Source organism: Streptomyces olivochromogenes (assembly GCF_001514115.1).
In the GTDB taxonomy this organism is placed as follows: Bacteria; Actinomycetota; Actinomycetes; order Streptomycetales; family Streptomycetaceae; genus Streptomyces; species Streptomyces olivochromogenes.
This window is the reverse complement of the sequence record NZ_KQ948466.1, coordinates 1-18,332: the sequence shown is the minus strand read 5'-3', so window position 1 is coordinate 18,332 and position 18,332 is coordinate 1. Positions and strand designations below refer to the sequence as shown.

General features: G+C 71.3%; 16 protein-coding genes. 11 read left to right on the top strand and 5 right to left on the bottom strand.

Features of this window, described 5'->3' with window-relative positions; genetic code table 11:
• Nucleotides 1-8: 8 nt before the first annotated feature.
• The 3 genes from AQJ27_RS34460 to AQJ27_RS34450 all read left to right on the top strand — a co-directional run bounded on the left by AQJ27_RS34460 (nt 9) and on the right by AQJ27_RS34450 (nt 4,176).
• Nucleotides 9-881 carry a universal stress protein gene (locus tag AQJ27_RS34460; protein WP_067377289.1) on the top strand — a complete coding sequence of 291 codons (873 nt, stop codon included), beginning with the start codon at nt 9-11 and terminating at the stop codon, nt 879-881.
• 238 nt (nt 882-1,119) lie between these two features.
• Nucleotides 1,120-2,115: a LacI family DNA-binding transcriptional regulator gene (locus AQJ27_RS34455; protein ID WP_067377286.1), complete on the top strand. Its 996-nt coding sequence runs from the start codon at nt 1,120-1,122 to the stop codon at nt 2,113-2,115.
• A gap of 177 nt (nt 2,116-2,292) precedes the next feature.
• A complete protein-coding gene (locus AQJ27_RS34450) occupies nt 2,293-4,176 on the top strand; it encodes a discoidin domain-containing protein (protein ID WP_067377284.1) in 1,884 nt (627 codons plus the stop codon).
• Nucleotides 4,177-4,268: 92 nt separating this feature from the next.
• On the opposite strand, the gene AQJ27_RS34445 is transcribed toward AQJ27_RS34450, so the two are convergent.
• Nucleotides 4,269-4,622 carry a hypothetical protein gene (locus tag AQJ27_RS34445; RefSeq protein WP_067377281.1) on the bottom strand — a complete coding sequence of 118 codons (354 nt, stop codon included), beginning with the start codon at nt 4,620-4,622 and terminating at the stop codon, nt 4,269-4,271.
• Nucleotides 4,623-4,729: 107 nt separating this feature from the next.
• Here AQJ27_RS34445 and AQJ27_RS34440 point away from each other — a divergent pair, with 107 nt between their 5' ends.
• Complete coding sequence (locus tag AQJ27_RS34440) at nt 4,730-5,398, top strand: NUDIX domain-containing protein (RefSeq protein WP_067377277.1); 669 nt, start codon at nt 4,730-4,732, stop codon at nt 5,396-5,398.
• 58 nt (nt 5,399-5,456) lie between these two features.
• On the opposite strand, the gene AQJ27_RS34435 is transcribed toward AQJ27_RS34440, so the two are convergent.
• Nucleotides 5,457-6,374, bottom strand: coding sequence for an alpha/beta hydrolase (locus AQJ27_RS34435; RefSeq protein WP_067377274.1), 918 nt, complete (start codon nt 6,372-6,374; stop codon nt 5,457-5,459).
• A gap of 228 nt (nt 6,375-6,602) precedes the next feature.
• On the opposite strand from AQJ27_RS34435, the gene AQJ27_RS34430 reads away from it, so the two are divergent.
• Entirely contained in the window at nt 6,603-7,490 is an 888-nt protein-coding gene (locus AQJ27_RS34430; protein WP_067377271.1) for a helix-turn-helix domain-containing protein, read from the top strand.
• A 10-nt stretch (nt 7,491-7,500) separates the two neighbouring features.
• Here the strand turns inward: AQJ27_RS34430 and AQJ27_RS34425 are convergent, their stop codons facing one another.
• Nucleotides 7,501-10,044, bottom strand: a complete 2,544-nt coding sequence (locus tag AQJ27_RS34425; protein WP_067377266.1) for a SpoIIE family protein phosphatase — start codon at nt 10,042-10,044, stop codon at nt 7,501-7,503.
• 256 nt (nt 10,045-10,300) lie between these two features.
• The gene (locus AQJ27_RS34420) at nt 10,301-11,209 is read right to left on the bottom strand and encodes a LysR family transcriptional regulator ArgP (RefSeq protein WP_067377264.1); all 909 of its coding nucleotides are present in this window, start codon (nt 11,207-11,209) and stop codon (nt 10,301-10,303) included.
• A 66-nt stretch (nt 11,210-11,275) separates the two neighbouring features.
• Between AQJ27_RS34420 and AQJ27_RS34415 the strand changes: the two genes are divergently transcribed.
• Nucleotides 11,276-11,887: a LysE/ArgO family amino acid transporter gene (locus tag AQJ27_RS34415; RefSeq protein ID WP_067377263.1), complete on the top strand. Its 612-nt coding sequence runs from the start codon at nt 11,276-11,278 to the stop codon at nt 11,885-11,887.
• A 37-nt stretch (nt 11,888-11,924) separates the two neighbouring features.
• Nucleotides 11,925-13,328, top strand: a complete 1,404-nt coding sequence (locus tag AQJ27_RS34410) for an MFS transporter (RefSeq protein ID WP_067377260.1) — start codon at nt 11,925-11,927, stop codon at nt 13,326-13,328.
• 16 nt (nt 13,329-13,344) lie between these two features.
• Here the strand turns inward: AQJ27_RS34410 and AQJ27_RS34405 are convergent, their stop codons facing one another.
• The gene (locus AQJ27_RS34405) at nt 13,345-14,241 is read right to left on the bottom strand and encodes a Gfo/Idh/MocA family protein (protein WP_067377866.1); all 897 of its coding nucleotides are present in this window, start codon (nt 14,239-14,241) and stop codon (nt 13,345-13,347) included.
• A 180-nt stretch (nt 14,242-14,421) separates the two neighbouring features.
• Between AQJ27_RS34405 and AQJ27_RS34400 the strand changes: the two genes are divergently transcribed.
• From AQJ27_RS34400 to AQJ27_RS34385, 4 genes are all read left to right on the top strand, one after another.
• Nucleotides 14,422-14,877 (top strand): MarR family winged helix-turn-helix transcriptional regulator, encoded by a 456-nt coding sequence (locus AQJ27_RS34400; RefSeq protein WP_067377257.1) that lies wholly within the window; start codon nt 14,422-14,424, stop codon nt 14,875-14,877.
• Complete coding sequence (locus AQJ27_RS34395) at nt 14,874-15,794, top strand: ABC transporter ATP-binding protein (protein WP_079065455.1); 921 nt, start codon at nt 14,874-14,876, stop codon at nt 15,792-15,794. Before AQJ27_RS34400 ends, AQJ27_RS34395 begins: the two co-directional genes overlap by 4 nt.
• Nucleotides 15,754-16,614, top strand: a complete 861-nt coding sequence (locus AQJ27_RS34390) for an ABC transporter permease (RefSeq protein WP_067377254.1) — start codon at nt 15,754-15,756, stop codon at nt 16,612-16,614. Before AQJ27_RS34395 ends, AQJ27_RS34390 begins: the two co-directional genes overlap by 41 nt.
• 239 nt (nt 16,615-16,853) lie before the next feature.
• Nucleotides 16,854-18,218 (top strand): M1 family metallopeptidase, encoded by a 1,365-nt coding sequence (locus tag AQJ27_RS34385; protein ID WP_096240165.1) that lies wholly within the window; start codon nt 16,854-16,856, stop codon nt 18,216-18,218.
• The last annotated feature ends 114 nt before the right edge of the window (nt 18,219-18,332 follow it).

The window sequence follows — 18,332 nt, the reverse complement described above, 5'->3', positions numbered from 1 at the left end:
GCAGGCGCATGACCGACAGGATCACCGTGGGCGTGGACGGATCCCCCGAGAGCCGGGCCGCGCTGGCCTGGGCGGGCAGGGAAGCCGTCCGCCGCGGGCTGCCCCTGCGCGCGGTGTACGCCTGGCAGTGGTCCCACCACGAACTGCTCGGCGGCGCGGACCGGGACGAGCAGGCGCGCTGGGCACGGGACATGGTCGAGGACGCGGCCCGCACCGTCACCGACCGGCACCCGGACCTGCCGGTGACGACCGAGGCACTGGACGGCGGCGCGGTCGACGCGCTGCTGGCCGAGGCCGCGGCGGCCGGGACGCTCGTCCTCGGATCCCGCGGACACGGCACGATCGTCGGCTTCCTGCTCGGTTCCGTCGCCCAGCAGGTGATCGCCGAGGCCCCGTGTCCCGTTGTCCTGGTGCGGGCCGGTGACCGCGCCGCGTCCGAAGCGGGCGGCCGGGAGATCGTCGTGGGCCAGCAGGGCGGTCCGGACGACAGCGCGGCCGGCCTTCGGTTCGCCTTCGAGACCGCGGCGGCGCGTGGTGCCGGGGTGCGCGCCGTACGGGCGTGGAGCCTGCCGCCGGTGTTCGCCTACAGCCCCGGCTCGCTGAAGCTGCTGGACGAGGCCGGGGGCCTGGAGCCGTACGAGAAGAAGGCGCTCGCCGAGGCGCTCCAGCCGTGGCGGGAGCGCTTCCCCGACGTGCCCGTCACCCAGCACGTCGAGATGGGCAGCGCCGGGCAGGTCCTGCTGTCGCTGGCCGACCGGGCCCAGCTGATGGTCGTCGGTCGCCGCGCACACCACTCGGCGGTAGGGGCACGGATCGGTTCGGTGACCCACGCGGTGATGCACCACGCGTCCTGCCCGGTGGCGGTGGTTCCGCACTCCTGAGCCAGGGGTACGCGCCGACCCCGCGCCGGCACGGGCGGAGCCTTCGGGATCGTTCAAGTCCCGAAGGCACGGCCGGGTTCGGGGTTCGGGCCGGGCAATCTCGACGTGAAGTATTGACGGCATCATGACAGTCCGGTTGACTCCCCGCCCAGCGCCGGAACCGGTTCTGGTACCGCTTCCGGTACCGGTTGGGCCCCTGGCGCGTGAAGCCGCGATCCCCGTGTGCCGGGAGGCAGTTGTGGCCGTGACCATCGTCGATGTGGCCCAGGCGGCCGGCGTGAGCAAGACGACCGTGTCGCGGGTGCTGAACACCCGTGGCGAGGTCGACGCGTCGACTGCCGCCCGCGTCCGCGAGGTCATCGACCGTATGGGCTATGTACCCAGTTCGGGTGCTGTCGGGCTGGCCCGCGGCAGCAGCCGGACGGTGGGCATGCTGGTGCCCTCACTGACCTGGCCGTGGATGGGCGAGGTACTGCAGGGCGTCGTCGACACGGTGGAGGCCGCCGACTTCGGGTTGTTGCTGTTCACCTGCAACCGGGGCGCCGAGTCCGTCGCCCGCTTCACCGGCCAGGTGTCGGCGCGCGCCTTCGACGGGCTGCTCGTGGTGGAGCCGGAGAACACCCTCGGGATGTTGACGGCGCTGCACCGCGACGGTCTGCCCGTCGTCCTCGTCGACGACCGGGGACACCACCCGGAGTTCCCGTCCGTCACGGCCGCCAACACCGAGGGCGGAGCGGCGGCCGCACGTCACCTGCTGGCAGGGGGCCGGCGCAGGCCGCTGGTCCTCACCGGGCCCGCGCGTTTCGGTTGTGTACGCGACCGGCTCGCAGGGTTCCGAGCCACCTGCGCCGAGCACGGCGTGGGGCTCGAACTCGTCGTCGAGGGCGACTTCACCGAGGCCGACGGGCGAGCGACGGTGCGTCGACTGCTCGCCGAGGGGCGGGAGTTCGACGCGGTCTTCGCACACAACGACCTCGCCGCGGTGGGCGCGCTGGGCGCCCTGCGGGACGCCGGGATCCGGGTGCCCGAGGACATCGCGGTGATCGGCTTCGACGACATTCCGGTGGCCCGCCACACCGAGCCCTCACTGAGCACCGTCCGCCAACCCATGCGGGAGATGGGCGAGACGGCCGCCCGCCTCCTCCTGGCCCGCCTCGCCGGTCAGGAGCCGCCGACCACCCCCGTCGTCCTGCCCACGCACATGATCGCGCGCCGGTCGACGCCGGCGCTCTAGAGCTTGCGTTCGGGAGGCTCCGGAGCCTGTCTTCGGGAGTCTTTGGAGTCTGTCTTCGGGATCGGATCGCTTCAGGAAACGGCGCTCGATCGGCGCCGGAGCACCCGGACGTCACCGCGTGACCAACCCGCACATCAGCACGGAACCGGCACCCCCAACCTCCCTCAGGAGAGCCGCATGCCATCCCGCACCCACCGCACGCTGATGATCGCCCTCGCCACCCTGTCACTGCTCTCGCCGGCACCGGCCTTCGCCGTCCGGGCGCCCGAGCGCGTCGCCGCGGCCGCCGACGCCACCTGGGACACCGACCGGGCCGCTGCCGCCTACACCGCGAACCCCGGCGCCGTGACCGCCTCGGGCAGCGAGAACCCCGGCACCACACCGGGCCTCGCCTTCGACGGCGACGCCTCGACCCGCTGGTCGAGCCAGTTCGCGGACGACGCCTGGATCCGTATCGACCTGGGTGCCACCCTGCGCATCGACCGGGTCGTCCTGGACTGGGAGGCCGCCTACGGCAAGCGATACGTCCTGGAGGCGTCCAGGAACGGCACCGACTGGACGCCGTTCTTCACCGAGACCAGCGGCTCCGGAGGCTCGGTCACCGCCCACACCTATCCGCAGGAGGTCACCGGCCGCTACGTACGGCTGCGCGGCATCGAACGGGCCACTCCGTACGGCTACTCGTTGTACTCCTTCAAGGTCTACGGCGGCGAACCGGCCCCGGCCTCGACGACCCGCACCAATCTCGCGCTGAACCACCCGGCCTACTCCAACCTCTACCAGCACGCGGGCAATTCACCCGCCTTCGTGACCGACGGAGGCTGGCCGGCCGACCTCAAGGCCGACTCGACCCGCTGGTCCAGTGACTGGAACGCCGACCGGTGGATCTCCGTCGACCTGGGCGCGACCTCGACCATCAACACCGTCGACCTGTACTGGGAGGCGGCCTACGCGGTCGACTACCAACTCCAGGTCTCCGACGACAACAGAACCTGGCGCACCGTCTACCAGCCGTCGGCCGCCGAGGTCGCCGCCCGCCGCGCCGACGTGAAGTCCCCCGCGGACGCGGTGGGCCGCCACGACTCCGTCACCCTCCCGCAGCCCGTGACCGGCCGCTATGTGCGCATGCTCGGCAAGGAACGCCGGTCCTTCTACAACCCCGCGCCCGCGACGGCCCAGTTCGGCTACTCCCTCTACGAGTTCCAGGTCTGGGGTACGGGAGGCAGCGCCGCGGCCGCGTATCCCGCTCTGCCCGGGGAACAGTCGGGCACGTACCGGACGACGTTCTTCGACGACTTCACGGGCACGAGTCTCGACCGCTCCAAGTGGCGGGTGGTCAGAACCGGACAGGAGATGGGCCCGGTCAACGGGGAGTCGCAGGCGTACGTCGACTCCACCGACAACATCAGCACCGAGAACGGGAGCCTTCTCCTGAAGGCCAAGTACTGCAAGGGCTGCACCCAGGCCGGGGGCGGGACCTACGACCTCACCTCCGGGCGGATCGACACCCACACCAAGTTGGACTTCACCTACGGCCGGGTCAGCGCCCGGATGAAGCTGCCGGTCGGCGACGGCTTCTGGCCCGCGTTCTGGCTGCTGGGCAGCAACGTCGACGACCCGTCCGTCTCGTGGCCGGCTTCCGGCGAGACGGACATCATGGAGAACATAGGCTACGGGGACTGGACCAGCACGGCCCTGCACGGCCCCGGCTACTCGGCCGACGGCAACATCGGCGCCCGGCAGACCTACCCCGCGGGGGGCCGTGCCGACCAGTGGCACACGTACGCCGTGGAGTGGACACCGACAGCCATGCGCTTCTACGTCGACGACGCCCTGGTCCAGGAGACGACGCGCAACAAGCTGGAATCGACCCGCGGCCAATGGGTCTTCGACCACAGCCAGTACGTCATCCTCAACCTCGCCCTGGGCGGCGCCTACCCCGCGGGATGGAACAAGGTCACCACTCCGTACTGGGGGCTGCCGCAGTCAAGTGTCGACCAGGTCGCGGCCGGGGGAGTGCGGGCCGAGGTCGACTGGGTGCGCGTGGAGCAGAAGAGTTGACCGGCGCCCGGGCGTTCCGCACCGAGGAACGCCCGGGCCCGGAAACCCTCGCGCCGGCCTCACTCCCGGGATCGGGACAGCCCTGACAGGTCCTAGGAGTTGTCGGCCCTCGACATGCGCAGGGCGAGGTCCTGGAGCAGGTCGGCCGTCTTGACGTCGGTGCGTCCGGAGTCGTGGAGGTCGGCGAGTTCGGAGAAGAGGAACGCGAAGGCTCCCACGAGCGAGATGGTGGCGGGGAGGTAGGCGTCCGCGACGGCCTGCCCTGCCTCCGCGGGACCGGCGTCCCCTGGCACCTCCACCCTGGGGAACACCTCCGTGACGAGCGCGCCCAGTTGGGTTTCGGCCGAGTCGACCTCGGCGTTCTCGTCCTGGGCGATCCTGCGCACCATCGCGTTGGTCTCGGTGAGCACGCCGATGGCGCGCAGGATGATCTCCGTCTGTTCCATGCCGTGAGCCTAGACGGGCGAAGCCCCGCTGTGGCCTCGATGTTCGGGCCGGGATGGTAGACAGTGGTCATGAACCACTTCTCCCGCCCCCGTCCGGCCCGCACACGATGACCGCGGGAATCGACACCCCGGACCGCCGGGGCCGTACCGGACTCGACCGCGTCGGCCGCGATCTGACCGGCAACCCCCGGGTCAAGGTCCGCGAAGTCACGCTCCTGTCCAGCCACTGGTACGTGGAGCGCACCACCACCTTCGACTTCCAGCACGCCGACGGCACCTGGAGCACCCAGGAACGCGAGACGCACGACCGCGGCAACGGAGCCACCCTCCTGCTGTACGACGCCGAGCGCGAAACCGTGCTGCTGACCAGGCAGTTCCGCTACCCCGTGTACACCAACGGCCACCCCGACGGCATGCTGGTCGAGACCCCGGGCGGCCTGCTCGACGAGGACGACGAGCATCCCGAAGTCGCCGTGCGGCGCGAGGTCATCGAGGAGACCGGGCACACCGTCGGCGCCGTGCAGCATGTCTTCGACGTCTACATGAGCCCGGGCTCGGTCACCGAGCGGGTCAGCTTCTACGCCGCCACCTACGGCCCGTCCACCCGCACCCACGAAGGCGGCGGCCTCGACGAGGAGGGCGAGGACATCGAGATCGTCGAGCTGCCCTTCCGCACCGCACTGGCCATGATCCGCTCCGGGGAGATCGCCGACGCCAAGACGATCATGCTGCTGCAGTGGGCGGCTCTGGAGGGACCGTTCAAGGCCCTGCGTTGAAGTGCGCTTCAAGTCCCACGAGACCGGCGCCGAGCGGTCCGTGCCTGAGGGCGCTTTGTCACCCAGCCAGGTGCTTGCCGAAGAATTCGGTGAGCTTGGCGACGGCGGGGGTGACGTACTCGTCCTTGTCGTACAGGTCGATATGGGTGGCGCCGTCGATGACGAACAGTTCCTTGGGCTCGGCCGCCTTCTCGACCGCTTCCCGGCTGAAGTAGCCGCTCTCCGCCTGCGAACCGGCGATCATCAGCAGGGGACGGGGCGAGATGAGCCGGATCATCGCGTACGAGTCGTACTGGGCGATCAGGTCGATGCTGCGCAGTACCCATCCCTGGTTCGCCCGGGGGTGGTGACCGCGCGGGGTGCGGTAGAACTCGAACGTCTCCCGGAACTGCCTGCCGGCGGTCTCCAGCAGCTCCTCGGCGTTGTCGGGAATCCATGCCTCCAGATACGGGGCCGCGCCGCGTGCTTCCGCGGTGCGCAGGGCACCTGCCTGGTCGAGCAGGGCCTGGAGGATCGCCGGGTCCTGTGTGCGGCCCGGTCCCTCACGGAACACCGACCCGAGGTCCACGGCGCTGACCGTGGCGACGCTCTTGATGCGGTGGTCGGTCTGCGCGGCGTAGGGGACGTAACCGCCGGACGCGCAGATCCCCAGAGCCCCGATACGGTCCGGGTCGATGTCGTCAAGGGTGGTCAGACAGGTCACGGCGGACTTGATGTCCTCGGCCCGCTGGAAGGGGTTCTCCAGACCTCGCGGCTCACCCTCGCTCTCGCCCTGGTGGGCGGCGTCGAAGACGAGCGCGGCGAACCCGGCACCGGCCAGGCGCTCGGCGTAGACACTCGGGCTCTGCTCCTTCACGCCGCCTCCCGGATGGGAGATGACAACGGCCGGCAACCTGCCGTAGATGTGGTCGTCGGGGGTGAAGAGGATCCCGGCGAGGGCGAGACCGCTGCTGGGAAAGGTGACGCTGGTCTTCATGGTGCTCTGTGTCTCCTGGCGCAGGTGAGAGAGAGTGCCGTGACCGTGGACAGGAGGGATTCGTCCGGGAAGGCCTGCCGCTTCGGGGCGGCCGTCCTCCGGTCACATCACCGACACTCGCACGCAGTGCGCGGGCGGGTAAGAGGCGTCCTGTGTCCCCGGACAGCGCTGTCCTGGGACAGACCAGGCCCCCTGTCACGGTCAGGGCGCGCTGCAAGACTGGTGCCTATGAGCAGCAGCAACGCGGACCACGGCGAACTGGGCGCCTTTCTCAAGGCTCGGCGCATGGAGCTGAGCCCGGCCCAGGTCGGGCTGCCCGATTCGGCCGGCGGTAGACGCAGGGTCAAGGGTCTGCGCCGGGAGGAAGTGGCCCTGCTGGCATCGATCAGCCCCGACTACTACACGCGCCTGGAGCAGGGCCGCCGCCAGGCTTCCGAACCGGTGCTGGACACTCTTGCGCGTGTTCTCCGGCTCGACGACGGCGAGCGTGCCTACATGTTCGAACTGTCAGGCCGGGACGCCGCCCGGCCCCGTCGGCGCACCACGCAGAAGGTCCAGCCGGAGCTGCGGCGGCTGCTGGACGACCTGTCCACCACGCCGGCCGTCGTCCTGGGCCGGCGCACGGACATCCTCGCCTGGAACCCCATGGCCGCCGCCCTGTTCACCGACTTCGCGCGGATCCCGGAAAGGAAGCGCAACTTCGTACGGCTGGTCTTCTGCGAACCGGCCATCAGAGCGCTGTACCCGGACTGGGACCGGGTGGCACAGATCAGCCTGGCACAGCTGCGCATGGCGGCCGCCCGGGACCCGAAGGATCCACGGCTGGCAGAACTGGTGGGCGAGCTGTCACTTCAGGACCCCGACTTCCGCCGGTGGTGGGGCGCCCATCGCGTCGCCGTCCAGGGCAGGGGCACGAAGGTCCTGAACCATCCGATCGCCGGGCAGCTCACCCTGGACTGGTCCTTCCTCACCTGCACCGCCGACCCCGACCAGCAGCTCATCACCCTGACCGCCGAGCCCGGCACACCCAGCCACGACCGTCTGCGCACCCTCGCCTCAGCGGATCATGCCGGAGAAGCGGGATGCTCAACTGCTGCCGGGGGAGCACGCTGGTGAGCTCGCCGGGTCACTGGCGGACCTCGCGCGTGGAGCGGCGGGTGGTGAGCAGGAGCGCGATGTCGTCGGGGCGCTCGGTGGCCTGCCGGGCCTCCGCGGTCAGCAGGTCCGCGGTGCCGGACAGGGAGGAGGCGCCGGGCCGGGCGTGCGGGGTGCCCGCGCGGGACAGCGTCGCGCGGATCTTCTCGATCCCGTCGTCGATGTCGGCCCCGGCGCGCTCGACCAGCCCGTCCGTGTAGAGGGCCAGCACGGCGTCGGGTTCCAGCAGCAGGTCCGTCACCGGGTAGCGGGCCCGCGGGGCCACGCCGAGCACCACGCCACCGGGCAGGTCGAGGAGCTCGGTGCGGCCGTCGGGGTGGCGCAGCAGGGGCTGCGGGTGACCGGCGCGGGCGGCCCGGGCGACTCCGGTCACCGGGTCCAGCCTCACGTAGCAGCAACTGGCGAACTGGCCCGGGTCGAGGTCGATGAGCAGCCGGTTGGTATGGCTCATCACCTCGTCCGGAGGGTGGTCGCTGAGCGCGAACGCCCGTACCGCGCTGCGTAGTTGACCCATGGTGGCCGCTGCCTGGACGCCATGGCCCTGGACGTCGCCGATGACCAGGGCCAGCGCGTCACCGGCCTCCACGACGTCGTACCAGTCGCCGCCCACGTCCATCCCCTTGGTACCGGACAGATAGCGCCCGGCTGTCTCCACCTGCGGGTGCGACGACAGCCGGTGCGGGAGCAGAGCCTCCTGGAGGCCACGGGCGAGGGCGGCCTCGGAGTCGTAGCGCCGCGCTCTCTCCAGGGCCTGTGCGATGAGTCCGGTGAGCGCCGTCAGCACGGAACGTTCCTCCGTGCTGAAGCCGCGCGAACGGTCGAAGCCGAGGATGCAGGAACCGACCGGCCGCCCCGAGGCGATCAGCGGCAGGAAGGCCCGGGCACCCTCCGTCGCGTCCAGCGGGATGCCGGGGTAGGCGGCGGCCAGTTGGGGCATCGACTCGAAGAACAGCGGGCGGCCGGTGGTGAGTGTCTCCACCCCGGGCAGCTTGGCGTCCAGTCCCACCCCGTCGAAGGGCGCGAGGAACCCCTGCGGGAAGCCGGTCTCCCAGGCCAGGTACAGGCGCCGGTCCTGCAACAGGTAGATGGCCAGGCGCCGTCCGCCGAACGCGGGCAGCAGCTCCCGCATCACGGTCTCGGACACCTGCCGGGCCGTCACGGCCTCGGTCAGGGCCATGGCCAGGACGACGGGCCGGTACAGCGCCGTCGCGGTGATGCCGGTCGTGGGCTCGGTGATGCCGGACCCGTTCGCCACGGGCCGGCCGTGGAGCGGCGCGGCCTCGGGGGCCTCCGTGGTGTCCGCGACCCGCCCCATGGGGATCAGTTTGCAGGTCAGACTGCCGGGGCCGGGATACACGGACATCGTCAGCCAGGTGTCGCCGTGGGCCGCCGCGGGTGTCCGGCGGCCTCCGCTCGGGCGGGCGACCTGGAAGTGCACCGGGTCCGGTGACAGCAGCGCGCCGCGCAGATGATCCTCGTAGGACGGCTGGTTCAGCCAGGGCACGGCCTGCCACAGCGGTCGCCCCAGCAGTTCCGGCCGCGGCCGGCCGAGGAGCTCGGCGGCGCGCGGATTGACGTAGGTGATCAGCCCGAGCCGGTCCAGTGCGAACACGCCCTCGGGGAGCAGGTCCGCGGCACTGTCGGCCGCCGAGCCCGGGCCCGGATCGACGACCGCTCCGCCGACCGCGTACGGCGGCACGAGCGCGTTGCCCGAGGTCCACAACTCCAGTAGCCGCAGCCCGCCGTTGACCGTGTGCACGGGCAGCGGGTGGGCCGGGGGACGCCCCGCCGCGGTCTCGTGCAGCGCGGCCAGCAGCACATGCGGATCGTCGAGGGCCAGTGTGTGGGTGAGCGCCTGCGGCGTCCTGGGAGAGGCACCGGCGCCGGTGCCGAGCAGGGCCCACAGCGCGTCGTCCCCGGTGACCTCGCCCGTGACCGGGTCCCAGGTGAACCGCCCGGCATAGCGACGCGGCAGACCCTCGACGGGCGGCCGTACGCACATCGGCTCCCCGTCCCAGACGACCTCGGCACCGTCCTTCTCCAGGATCGACAGAGCCGCCCCCAGGTTCTCCGCCACCGCCGTCATCCGGTCACGGTCCGGCAGTACGTCGGTGGCGTCCGAGGCCGAGGGACGCAGCACCGTCAGGACCCCGAAGGACGAGGAGGCGCCCACGACGGGGACGTACAGCGAACCGAACTGGAACGGCAGCCCCGCCGCGAGCTGCGGATAGCGGCGCATCGTCTCGGTGGCGTCGGTGAGCAGCACCTCCATGCCCAGCCGATGGGAGTCGGCGGCCGGGAACGGCCGGTCCAGGGGCATGCGCCACCAGCCACGGAACAACTGTCCCGGCAACCCGGCCAGCACGGCCAGCCGCAGGAGTTCGGGGGAGCTGGAGCGCAGGTACACACCCCCCGCGAAGCCACGGGCCGCCCGGATCGCGTCCGCAACGGACCCGCTGAGCAGGGCGGCCAGGCTATTCAGCGCCTGGCCCTCACGCTCGGCGCTCCCAGTCATCGGTCTGCCCTCGTCCGCCCGCCGTCAGGGGGTTTCCACAGCAAGAATGCGCCTCACGGGTACCCACCCGCACCTCGACGTCTCAGCCGTGATGGTCGCTCGGAGTCGCACTCGGCCGCATCCGGCCGTGTGCGGCCGTACTCAGCTTCGCCCAGCGCGAAGATACCGCGCCCGCGCCCCGTCCAGGAGCCCCGCGCAGATGTTGCTTCACGGCGCCTTCGGGCCCGGCGGCTACGAATTCCGGCCATTTCGGTGCTCAGCGTCTCAAGGTCTCCGCGGCGACGGCCGCCACGGCCTCGGCCACCGCCGCGAGAGCCGGGAAGTCGAGTTTCCACTGCTGCCAGAAGAGCGGTACGTCGACGATCCGGTCCGGCGCGAGGCGGACCAACCGCCCGGCCCGCAGCAGCGGCTCGGCCTGCACCTCGGGCACCATGCCCCAGCCCAGTCCGGCGACGACGGCGTCCACGAACCCCTCCGAAGTGGGCATGAAGTGCCGCAGCGCGCTCGCTCCGGGACCGCCCCCAAGGCCCCGGACGAACTCGTCCTGGAGATCGTCGTTCCGGTCGAAGGCCACCACCGGAGCGGCGGCGATCAGCTCGTCCGGCGCCGCGTCCGTCCCCGCGCCGAGCCACCGCGCGGCGAAGTCCGGCCCGGCCACCGCGAGGTAGCGCATGCGGCCCAGGGCGCGCACGGAACAGCCCGCCACCGGGTCGGGCCACGAGGTCACCGCCGCCATCACCACCCCCTCGCGCAGCAGGGCGGCCGTGTGGTCCTCGTCCTCACGGCGCAGTTCGAAACAGAGCCGCAGCTCGCGCGGTACGCGGCTGAGCGCGGGCAGGAACCAGGTCGCCAGCGAGTCGGCGTTCACCGCGATCGACAGCCGCGTCGGCTCCCCTGCCTCGCTCATGCCGAGCTCGGTACGGGCGTCGCGCTCCAGCCGGGCCAGCCGGCGCGCGAACCGCACGACGACCTCGCCGGACTCGGTCGCACGCACCGGCTTCGTCCGCATCAGCAGGACCCGGCCGGTGCGCTGTTCGAGTGCCTTGACGCGCTGGCTGACCGCCGAGGGAGTCACATGCAGGGCGGCGGCCGCCGCGTCGAAGGTGCCCTCGTCGACCACCGCGAGCAAGGTGCGTACCTGGTCGAGAGGGAGATCCACCATCACGGGCGCTAATGATACGTAAGAATCTTTAGCTGTACTCTTGACGGCTGTGTTCCTAGCGTCTCTGGCATGAACAACGCTCTGACCGCCGCGGCCGCCGGGTTCGGCACCGGCCTCACCCTCATCGTCGCCATCGGCGCCCAGAACGCCTTCGTGCTGCGCCAGGGGATCCGCCGCGAAGCGGTCCTGGCGGTGGTGGGCATCTGCGCGGTGTCCGACGCGCTGCTCATCGCGCTGGGCGTCGGCGGGGTCGGCGCGGTGGTCGTGGCCCGGCCCGAGGCGCTCACGGCGGTCGGACTGATCGGCGGCGTATTCCTCCTCTGCTACGGAATCCTGGCCGCGCGGCGGGTCCTGCGGCCCTCGGCGCTGGAGGCTGCGGCCGGTGCGGCGGGCTCCCGGCGGCAGATCGTCCTCGCCTGTCTGGCGATGACCTGGCTCAACCCGCACGTCTATCTCGACACTGTGTTCCTGCTCGGCTCCCTCGCGGCCGACCGCGGCCCGCTGCGCTGGACCTTCGGGCTCGGGGCCGCCCTGGCCAGCCTGTGCTGGTTCGCCGCGCTGGGCTTCGGCGCCCGGCTGCTCGGCCGCTTCCTCGCCCGGCCGTCGTCGTGGCGGGTCCTGGACGGTCTGGTCGCCGCGACGATGATCACCATGGGCACCCTGCTGATCGCCGACGCCTGAGACGGCGTACGCGATAGTGAACCCTGACAACGGAAAGATGTATCGAGCAGCCAGGACGGTCGTGGACACGAGCAGGAGCAGTACGGACGGGACGGACAGTGGGACCGACGGCGGGGCGGACAGCGGGACCGACGGCGGAGCGGACGGCGGGGCCGGGAGCGGTTCGGCGGCCGGATCCGCCGAACACGACGGAACGGCGGGAGCGGACCGCACCGGCTGGCGCCGCTGGGCGATGGACACCCGCCCGCTGCGCCGCCCCGCGTACCGCAGGCTCTGGTCCTCCACCATCGTCACGGCGGTGGGCAGCCAGCTCACCGCCGTCGCCGTGCCCAAGCAGATCTACGACATCACCGGCTCCTCGGCCTGGGTCGGCTACGCGAGCCTGGCCGGACTGCTGCCGCTCGTGGTCTTCGCGCTGTGGGGCGGCGCGGTCGCCGACAGCATGGACCGGCGCAAGCTGCTCCTCATCACCAACACCGGCATAGCCGTCACCTCGGTGCTGTTCTGGATACAGGCCCTCGTCGGCCTCGATTCGGTGCTCGTCCTGATGGTGCTGCTCGCCCTCCAGCAGGCCTTCTTCGGACTGAACTCCCCGGCCCGCAACGCCTCCATCGCCCGGCTCGTCCCCGAGGACGAACTGCCCGCGGCGAACGCCCTCGGTTCGACCGTCATGCAGACGGGCCTGGTGGCGGGGCCGCTGCTCGCGGGTGCCCTGATCCCCGTCATCGGCCTGGGCGAGCTCTATCTGATCGACGCCCTGGCGCTGTGCGTCACCGTGTGGGCCGTGATGCGGCTGCCCGCACTGCCGCCCCTGACGGGCTCCGCGGCCAAACGGGCGGGCTGGCGCGAGGTCGTCGCCGGCTTCCGCTACATCGCGTTGCACAAGGTGCTGCTGCTGTCCTTCCTCGCCGACATCATCGCCATGGTCCTGGGCATGCCCCGGGCCCTGTTCCCGCAGCTGGCCGCCGAAACCTACGCGCCCTACGGGGAGGGGCTCGCGCTCGGCCTGCTGTTCGCGGCGATCCCGATCGGCGCGGTGATCGGCGGACTGATGTCGGGCACGTTCTCCCGGGCCCGTCGCCACGGGCTCATGGTGATCGTCGCCGTGATGGCCTGGGGAGCGGCGATCACCGGCTTCGGCCTGAGCACCAGCCTCTGGGTGGCCGTCGCGTTCCTCGCCGCCGCCGGGGTCGCCGACATGGTGTCCATGGTCTTCCGCGGCGCGATCCTGCTGTCGGCCGCCACGGACGAGATGCGCGGCCGGATGCAGGGCGTGTTCACCGTGGTGGTCGCCGGCGGTCCACGGCTGGCCGACGTCCTGCACGGAACGGCCGGCTCCGTCCTGGGCGCCCGCGCCGCCGTCGCGGGCGGCGGACTGCTGGTGGTCGTCGCCATGGCGATCCTCGCGGTCGCGGCGCCGGCGCTGCGACGCTACACGTGACCTTCCGTGCCGGGCGTCAGCTCTCCGAGGCCTGCGCCATCAGCCTCTGGAGGTGAAGTCCCCGGTGGACGTCGAGTTCGCCGGACACCCCGGTGCGTACGGCCGTGGCGAACTCCCGGCGCAGCACCGACCAGGTCTCCTCGTGGTCGAGTTCGGTGGCGTCGTAGACCAGCGGGGCCTGCGGACCGAAGAGTTCGATACGCGTGTTGCCCTGCTCGACGTGGACCGATCCGGACAGTGAGGCCTGACTGACGACACCGTTGGCGTGCTCGCAGGTCAGCTCGATCCAGCGGCGGGGGTCACCGGTGCCGCGGACCCGCACGATCGGTCCGACGGCGGCGTCCAGGAGATCCAGAAGATGGGGACCCAGGTCGAGCAGGGCGCCGTGCTCGAGCCGCCAGGTGGTGGCGAACTCGCCGCCCAGGAACGCCCCGTGCAGGAGACACGAACGGGCCCCGGTGATCTCCAGCTCCCGCGCTCTGGTCAGGAACTCCCGGGTGGCCGGGTGGTAGCGGTTGGTCAGAACGAGCTGGGAGACGACCCCGGCCTCGTCGACGGCGTCGGCGAGCCGCCGCGCAGACGCCAGATCCACGCCGAGCGGCTTCTCCAGGAGCAGTGCCTTGCCCGCCTTCGCGGCCAGCGGAGCGAGTTCCGCCTGCACCGCGGGCGGAACGGCGAACGCGACCGCCTCGCAGCCGTCGAGCAGCTCCTCGAAACGTGTGACCGCCGCGGCCCCGTGGGGCTCGGCCGTCTCCCGGGCCGCTTCGGCGCGCCGCGCCCACACCGCCGTCAGCCGTGTCTCGGGCCCGGCGGCGAGCACACGCGCGTGCACGGCCCGCGCCCAGGGCCCGGCACCGACCAGTCCCACCTTCACCGGGGGATGGGGCCACGGCAGTGCGGCATCGGTCTCGATCGCGGTCACGGAGGTCTCCTTCGACTGACGCCCGGAGTGGGCTGGGGAAACTCCATCACGCCGGCCGGGCTCTCTACCAGGGGGTGCGGTGCGCCGTTCCCCGGTGGGCGGGCCTGCCGGTGAGCGGTTCTTGACCCTCCCTTTCCCTCATTACCTCTGACACAGAGCTATTCTCGGAACGTGGAGTCCGAGAGCTTTCCCGAGGCACTGGCAGACGCCCTGGCCGGAGTGCAGCGACTGATCCGGCGGCGACTGCGCAGTGGCACGACCGCGCCGCGGCTGCGCGGCGCGGAGGTCGAGCTGCTGCGGCTGGTCGTGGCCCGCCCCGGCATCGGTGTGTCGGAGGCCGCCAAGGAGCTCTACCTGGCGGGCAATTCGGTCTCGACGCTGGTCAACCAACTGGCGCGGGACGGCTATCTGAACCGCGAGACGGACCCGGCCGACCGGCGGGCGGCACGCCTGCTGCCCACACCGGCGGCGGACGCACGACTGCGCGACTGGCGCGAGCGGCGCACGGCTCTCGTGCGCCGCCAGGTGGCCCGTCTCGACGAGGCCGAACGCGCGGCCCTGGAGGCGGCCCTTCCGGCCCTCCGCAAGCTGGCGGTGAACCTGCACGAGGAGGCCGAGGAGACATGACGCGGAACCCGACGGGCGGGGGAGACCCCACCGAGGAGACGGATACGGATTCGGAGACGGAGACCGTGGCGACGGCGGTGGCGGATGCCGGGACGGAGGCCGTCAGCTGTGCCGGGCTCGTCTACGCCTTCGGCGAGACCACCGCGGTCGACGGCCTCGACCTCTCCGTCCACGACGGAGAGGTGTTCGGACTGCTCGGGCCCAACGGCGCGGGCAAGACCACCGCGATCCGCTGCATCACCACACTCCTGCCGGTGCCCACCGGCATGGTCCGCGTCTTCGGGCACGACACCACCCGCGAACGCATGGCGGTACGCCGCCTGCTGGGCTACGTACCGCAGCAGTTGTCCGCCGACGCGGGGCTCACCGGCCGGGAGAACGTGGTCCTGTTCGCCCGTGTCTTCGACGTCCCCCGCAAGGAGCGCGCGGCACGCGTCGAACAGGCGCTCGCGGCGGTCGACCTCACCGACGCGGCCGACCGGCTCGCCAAGACGTACTCGGGCGGCATGGTCCGCCGCCTCGAACTCGCCCAGGCGCTGGTGAGCGCACCCCGGCTGCTGATCCTCGACGAACCGACCATCGGTCTCGACCCGATCGCCCGCACGAGCGTGTGGGAGCACATCAACGCCGTACGCGCGGCCACCGGAATGACCGTCCTGGTGACGACCCACTACATGGACGAGGCCGACCAGTACTGCGACCGGGTCGCGCTGATGCACCGCGGCCGCGTCCGTGCCCTGGGCACCCCCGACGAGCTGCGCAGGGGCCTCGGCGAGCGGCGCGGCGCCGGGAAGAACGGTGAACTGCCCACGCTGGAGGACGTCTTCCGCGACATCGCCGGCAGCGGCCTCGACGAACAGTCAGGAGACTTCAGCGATGTCCGAAGCACCCGTCGTACAGCGTCCCGTGTCGGCTGAGCGCATCCACCCGCGCGGCCTCGACCTGCTCGTCGTCCCACCGCAGGCCCGTACCGGTTGGCGGGTGCTGCCCGCCCGGGTCGGCGCCATGTGCGCGGTCGAACTGCAGAAGCTGCGCCACGACCGCACCGAGCTGTACACCAGGGCGGTCCAGCCGGCGCTCTGGCTGCTGATCTTCGGCGAGACCTTCACCCGGATCAAGGCGATACCCACCGGCGGCATCCCCTATCTCGACTATCTGGCGCCCGGCATCATCGCCCAGTCCGCGATGTTCATCGCCATCTTCTACGGCATCATGATCATCTGGGAGCGGGACGCCGGGATCCTCACCAAACTGCTCGTCACCCCGACCCCGCGTTCGGCGCTCATCACCGGCAAGGCCTTCGCCGCCGGGGTCAAGGCGCTGATCCAGGCGGTGGTGGTCATCGTCATCGCGGCGCTGCTCGGGGTCGCGATGACCTGGAACCCGCTCCGTCTGCTGGGCGTGGCGGTGGCCGTCGTCCTGGGCTCCGCCTTCTTCTCCTGTCTCTCGATGACCATCGCGGGCATCGTGCTCACCCGGGACCGGCTGATGGGTATCGGCCAGGCCATCACGATGCCGCTGTTCTTCGGCTCCAACGCCCTCTACCCGGTCGCGGTCATGCCCGGCTGGCTCCAGGCCATCAGCAAGGTCAACCCGTTGAGCTACCAGGTGGACGCGTTGCGCGGCCTGCTGCTCGGCACACACGCCCACCTGGCCCTCGACTACGGGGTCCTCGCCCTGGCCGCCGCCCTCGGTATCCTGTCCGCCTCGTCCCTGCTGGGCCGTCTGGCCCGCTGATCCGGGCACGGCCTCGATATTCCTGCCGGGTCCCTCCTGTACGACGGCGCGTGTGCACCGCCCCCGGCCGTGACTTGACCAGATGATGAGGGTCACCGGCCCGCGGGGCTCATAGGCTGTGCGCCATTGATCATCTGATCGCCCGATCACCTGATCGTCGTCGCACCGGAGGAGCCAACGTGACGCCACGTCCGCATCAGACCACCAGACGCACAACTGTCCTTCGAAGGGAGGCAGTTGTGGCAGCGGTTCCCGTCGCCGTCGCGGCCCTGCTGGTCGCGGCGGGCCCGGCGGCGGCCGGTACGGTGGGCTCGTCCGGTGCGGGGGACGCGTACTTCCCGCTCTCGGGCAACGGTGGCTACGACGTCCGGCACTACGACCTGACCCTCGGCTACGACCCCCAGAGCCGCCACCTCGACGGCAAAGCGGTCATCACGGCCCGGGCCACCCAGCGACTGACCCGCTTCGACCTCGACCTCAAAGGGCTGAAGGTCACCGGCGTCACCGTCGACCACGCCAAGGCGTCGTACCGCCGTGACGGCCAGGAACTGGTGGTCACCCCCCGCCACTCCCTCCGGCGGAACCAGGAATTCCGAGTCACCGTCACCTACTCGGGCACGCCCAAGCCGGCCACCGACCCGGACGGCTCCCCGGACGGATGGATCCCCACCGACGACGGCGCGTTCGTGGCGGGCGAACCGCAGGGCGCCATGACGTGGTTCCCCGCCAACAGCCACCCCAAGGACAAGGCCTCCTACGACTTCACCCTCACCGTCCCCAAGGGACACACCGCCGTGGCCAACGGAATCCTCCGCGGACAGTCGACCAGCCACGGCCATACAACATTCCGCTGGCGGCAGTCCGAGCCGATGGCGGCCTACCTCGCCACGGCGACGGTCGGGAAGTTCAAGGTCGAGCAGTACACCACTCGCGACGGACTCAAGGTCTACAACGCCGTCGACCCCCGTGAGGCGACCGCCGCGGCGCCCGTACTGAAGAAGCTGCCGTCCGTGCTGGCGTGGGAGAGCGGTGTCTTCGGGCCCTACCCCTTCCGGGCCGCCGGGGCCATCGTCGACCGGGCTCCGCAGGTCGGATACGCGCTGGAGACCCAGACGCGTCCCGTCTACGACTCCGCTCCCGACCTGAGCACCCTCGTCCACGAAAGCGCGCACCAGTGGTTCGGGGACTCCGTCAGCCTCACCGCGTGGAAGGACATCTGGCTCAACGAGGGCTTCGCGACGTACGCCGAGTGGCTGTACGCCGAGCAGCACGGTGGGAAGACGGCGCAGCAGACGTTCGACTCCCTGTACGCCAGTCCGGCCGGCAGCGGTCTGTGGGCGTTTCCGCCGGCGGATCCCGGGAGTGGGGCGCACATCTTCGACACGCCCGTGTACGCGCGGGGTGCGATGGCTCTGCAGAAGCTGCGTACGGCCGTGGGGGACGGGGTGTTCTTCCGTATCCTGCGGACCTGGGCCACGGAGCACCGTGGTGGACATGGCACCACCGCCCAGTTCGTCAGCCTCTCCGAGCGGTTGTCCGGGAAGGACCTCGGCGCGTTGTTCCACACGTGGATCGGCACGGCGGGCAAGCCGACCTCTCCCTGACCGGTTCCTTCGCCCCCGCGTTCTCTGGCGCGGGGGCGAGAACGCGTCACGTGGGGCGGAGCCAGATGGTGGCAAGCGGAGGGAGCGTCAGGCGCAGGCCGCCGTCGTGGGCCC

Bases quoted from the DNA above. Each gene is read 5' to 3' on its own strand.
- AQJ27_RS34460 (WP_067377289.1), top strand. From the start codon at position 9: ATGACCGACAGGATCACCGTGGGCGTGGACGGATCCCCCGAGAGCCGG.
- AQJ27_RS34450 (WP_067377284.1), top strand. From the start codon at position 2,293: ATGCCATCCCGCACCCACCGCACGCTGATGATCGCCCTCGCCACCCTG.
- AQJ27_RS34445 (WP_067377281.1), bottom strand. From the start codon at position 4,622: ATGGAACAGACGGAGATCATCCTGCGCGCCATCGGCGTGCTCACCGAG.
- AQJ27_RS34440 (WP_067377277.1), top strand. From the start codon at position 4,730: ATGACCGCGGGAATCGACACCCCGGACCGCCGGGGCCGTACCGGACTC.
- AQJ27_RS34435 (WP_067377274.1), bottom strand. From the start codon at position 6,374: ATGAAGACCAGCGTCACCTTTCCCAGCAGCGGTCTCGCCCTCGCCGGG.
- AQJ27_RS34430 (WP_067377271.1), top strand. From the start codon at position 6,603: ATGAGCAGCAGCAACGCGGACCACGGCGAACTGGGCGCCTTTCTCAAG.
- AQJ27_RS34425 (WP_067377266.1), bottom strand. From the start codon at position 10,044: ATGACTGGGAGCGCCGAGCGTGAGGGCCAGGCGCTGAATAGCCTGGCC.
- AQJ27_RS34415 (WP_067377263.1), top strand. From the start codon at position 11,276: ATGAACAACGCTCTGACCGCCGCGGCCGCCGGGTTCGGCACCGGCCTC.
- AQJ27_RS34410 (WP_067377260.1), top strand. From the start codon at position 11,925: ATGTATCGAGCAGCCAGGACGGTCGTGGACACGAGCAGGAGCAGTACG.
- AQJ27_RS34395 (WP_079065455.1), top strand. From the start codon at position 14,874: ATGACGCGGAACCCGACGGGCGGGGGAGACCCCACCGAGGAGACGGAT.
- AQJ27_RS34390 (WP_067377254.1), top strand. From the start codon at position 15,754: ATGTCCGAAGCACCCGTCGTACAGCGTCCCGTGTCGGCTGAGCGCATC.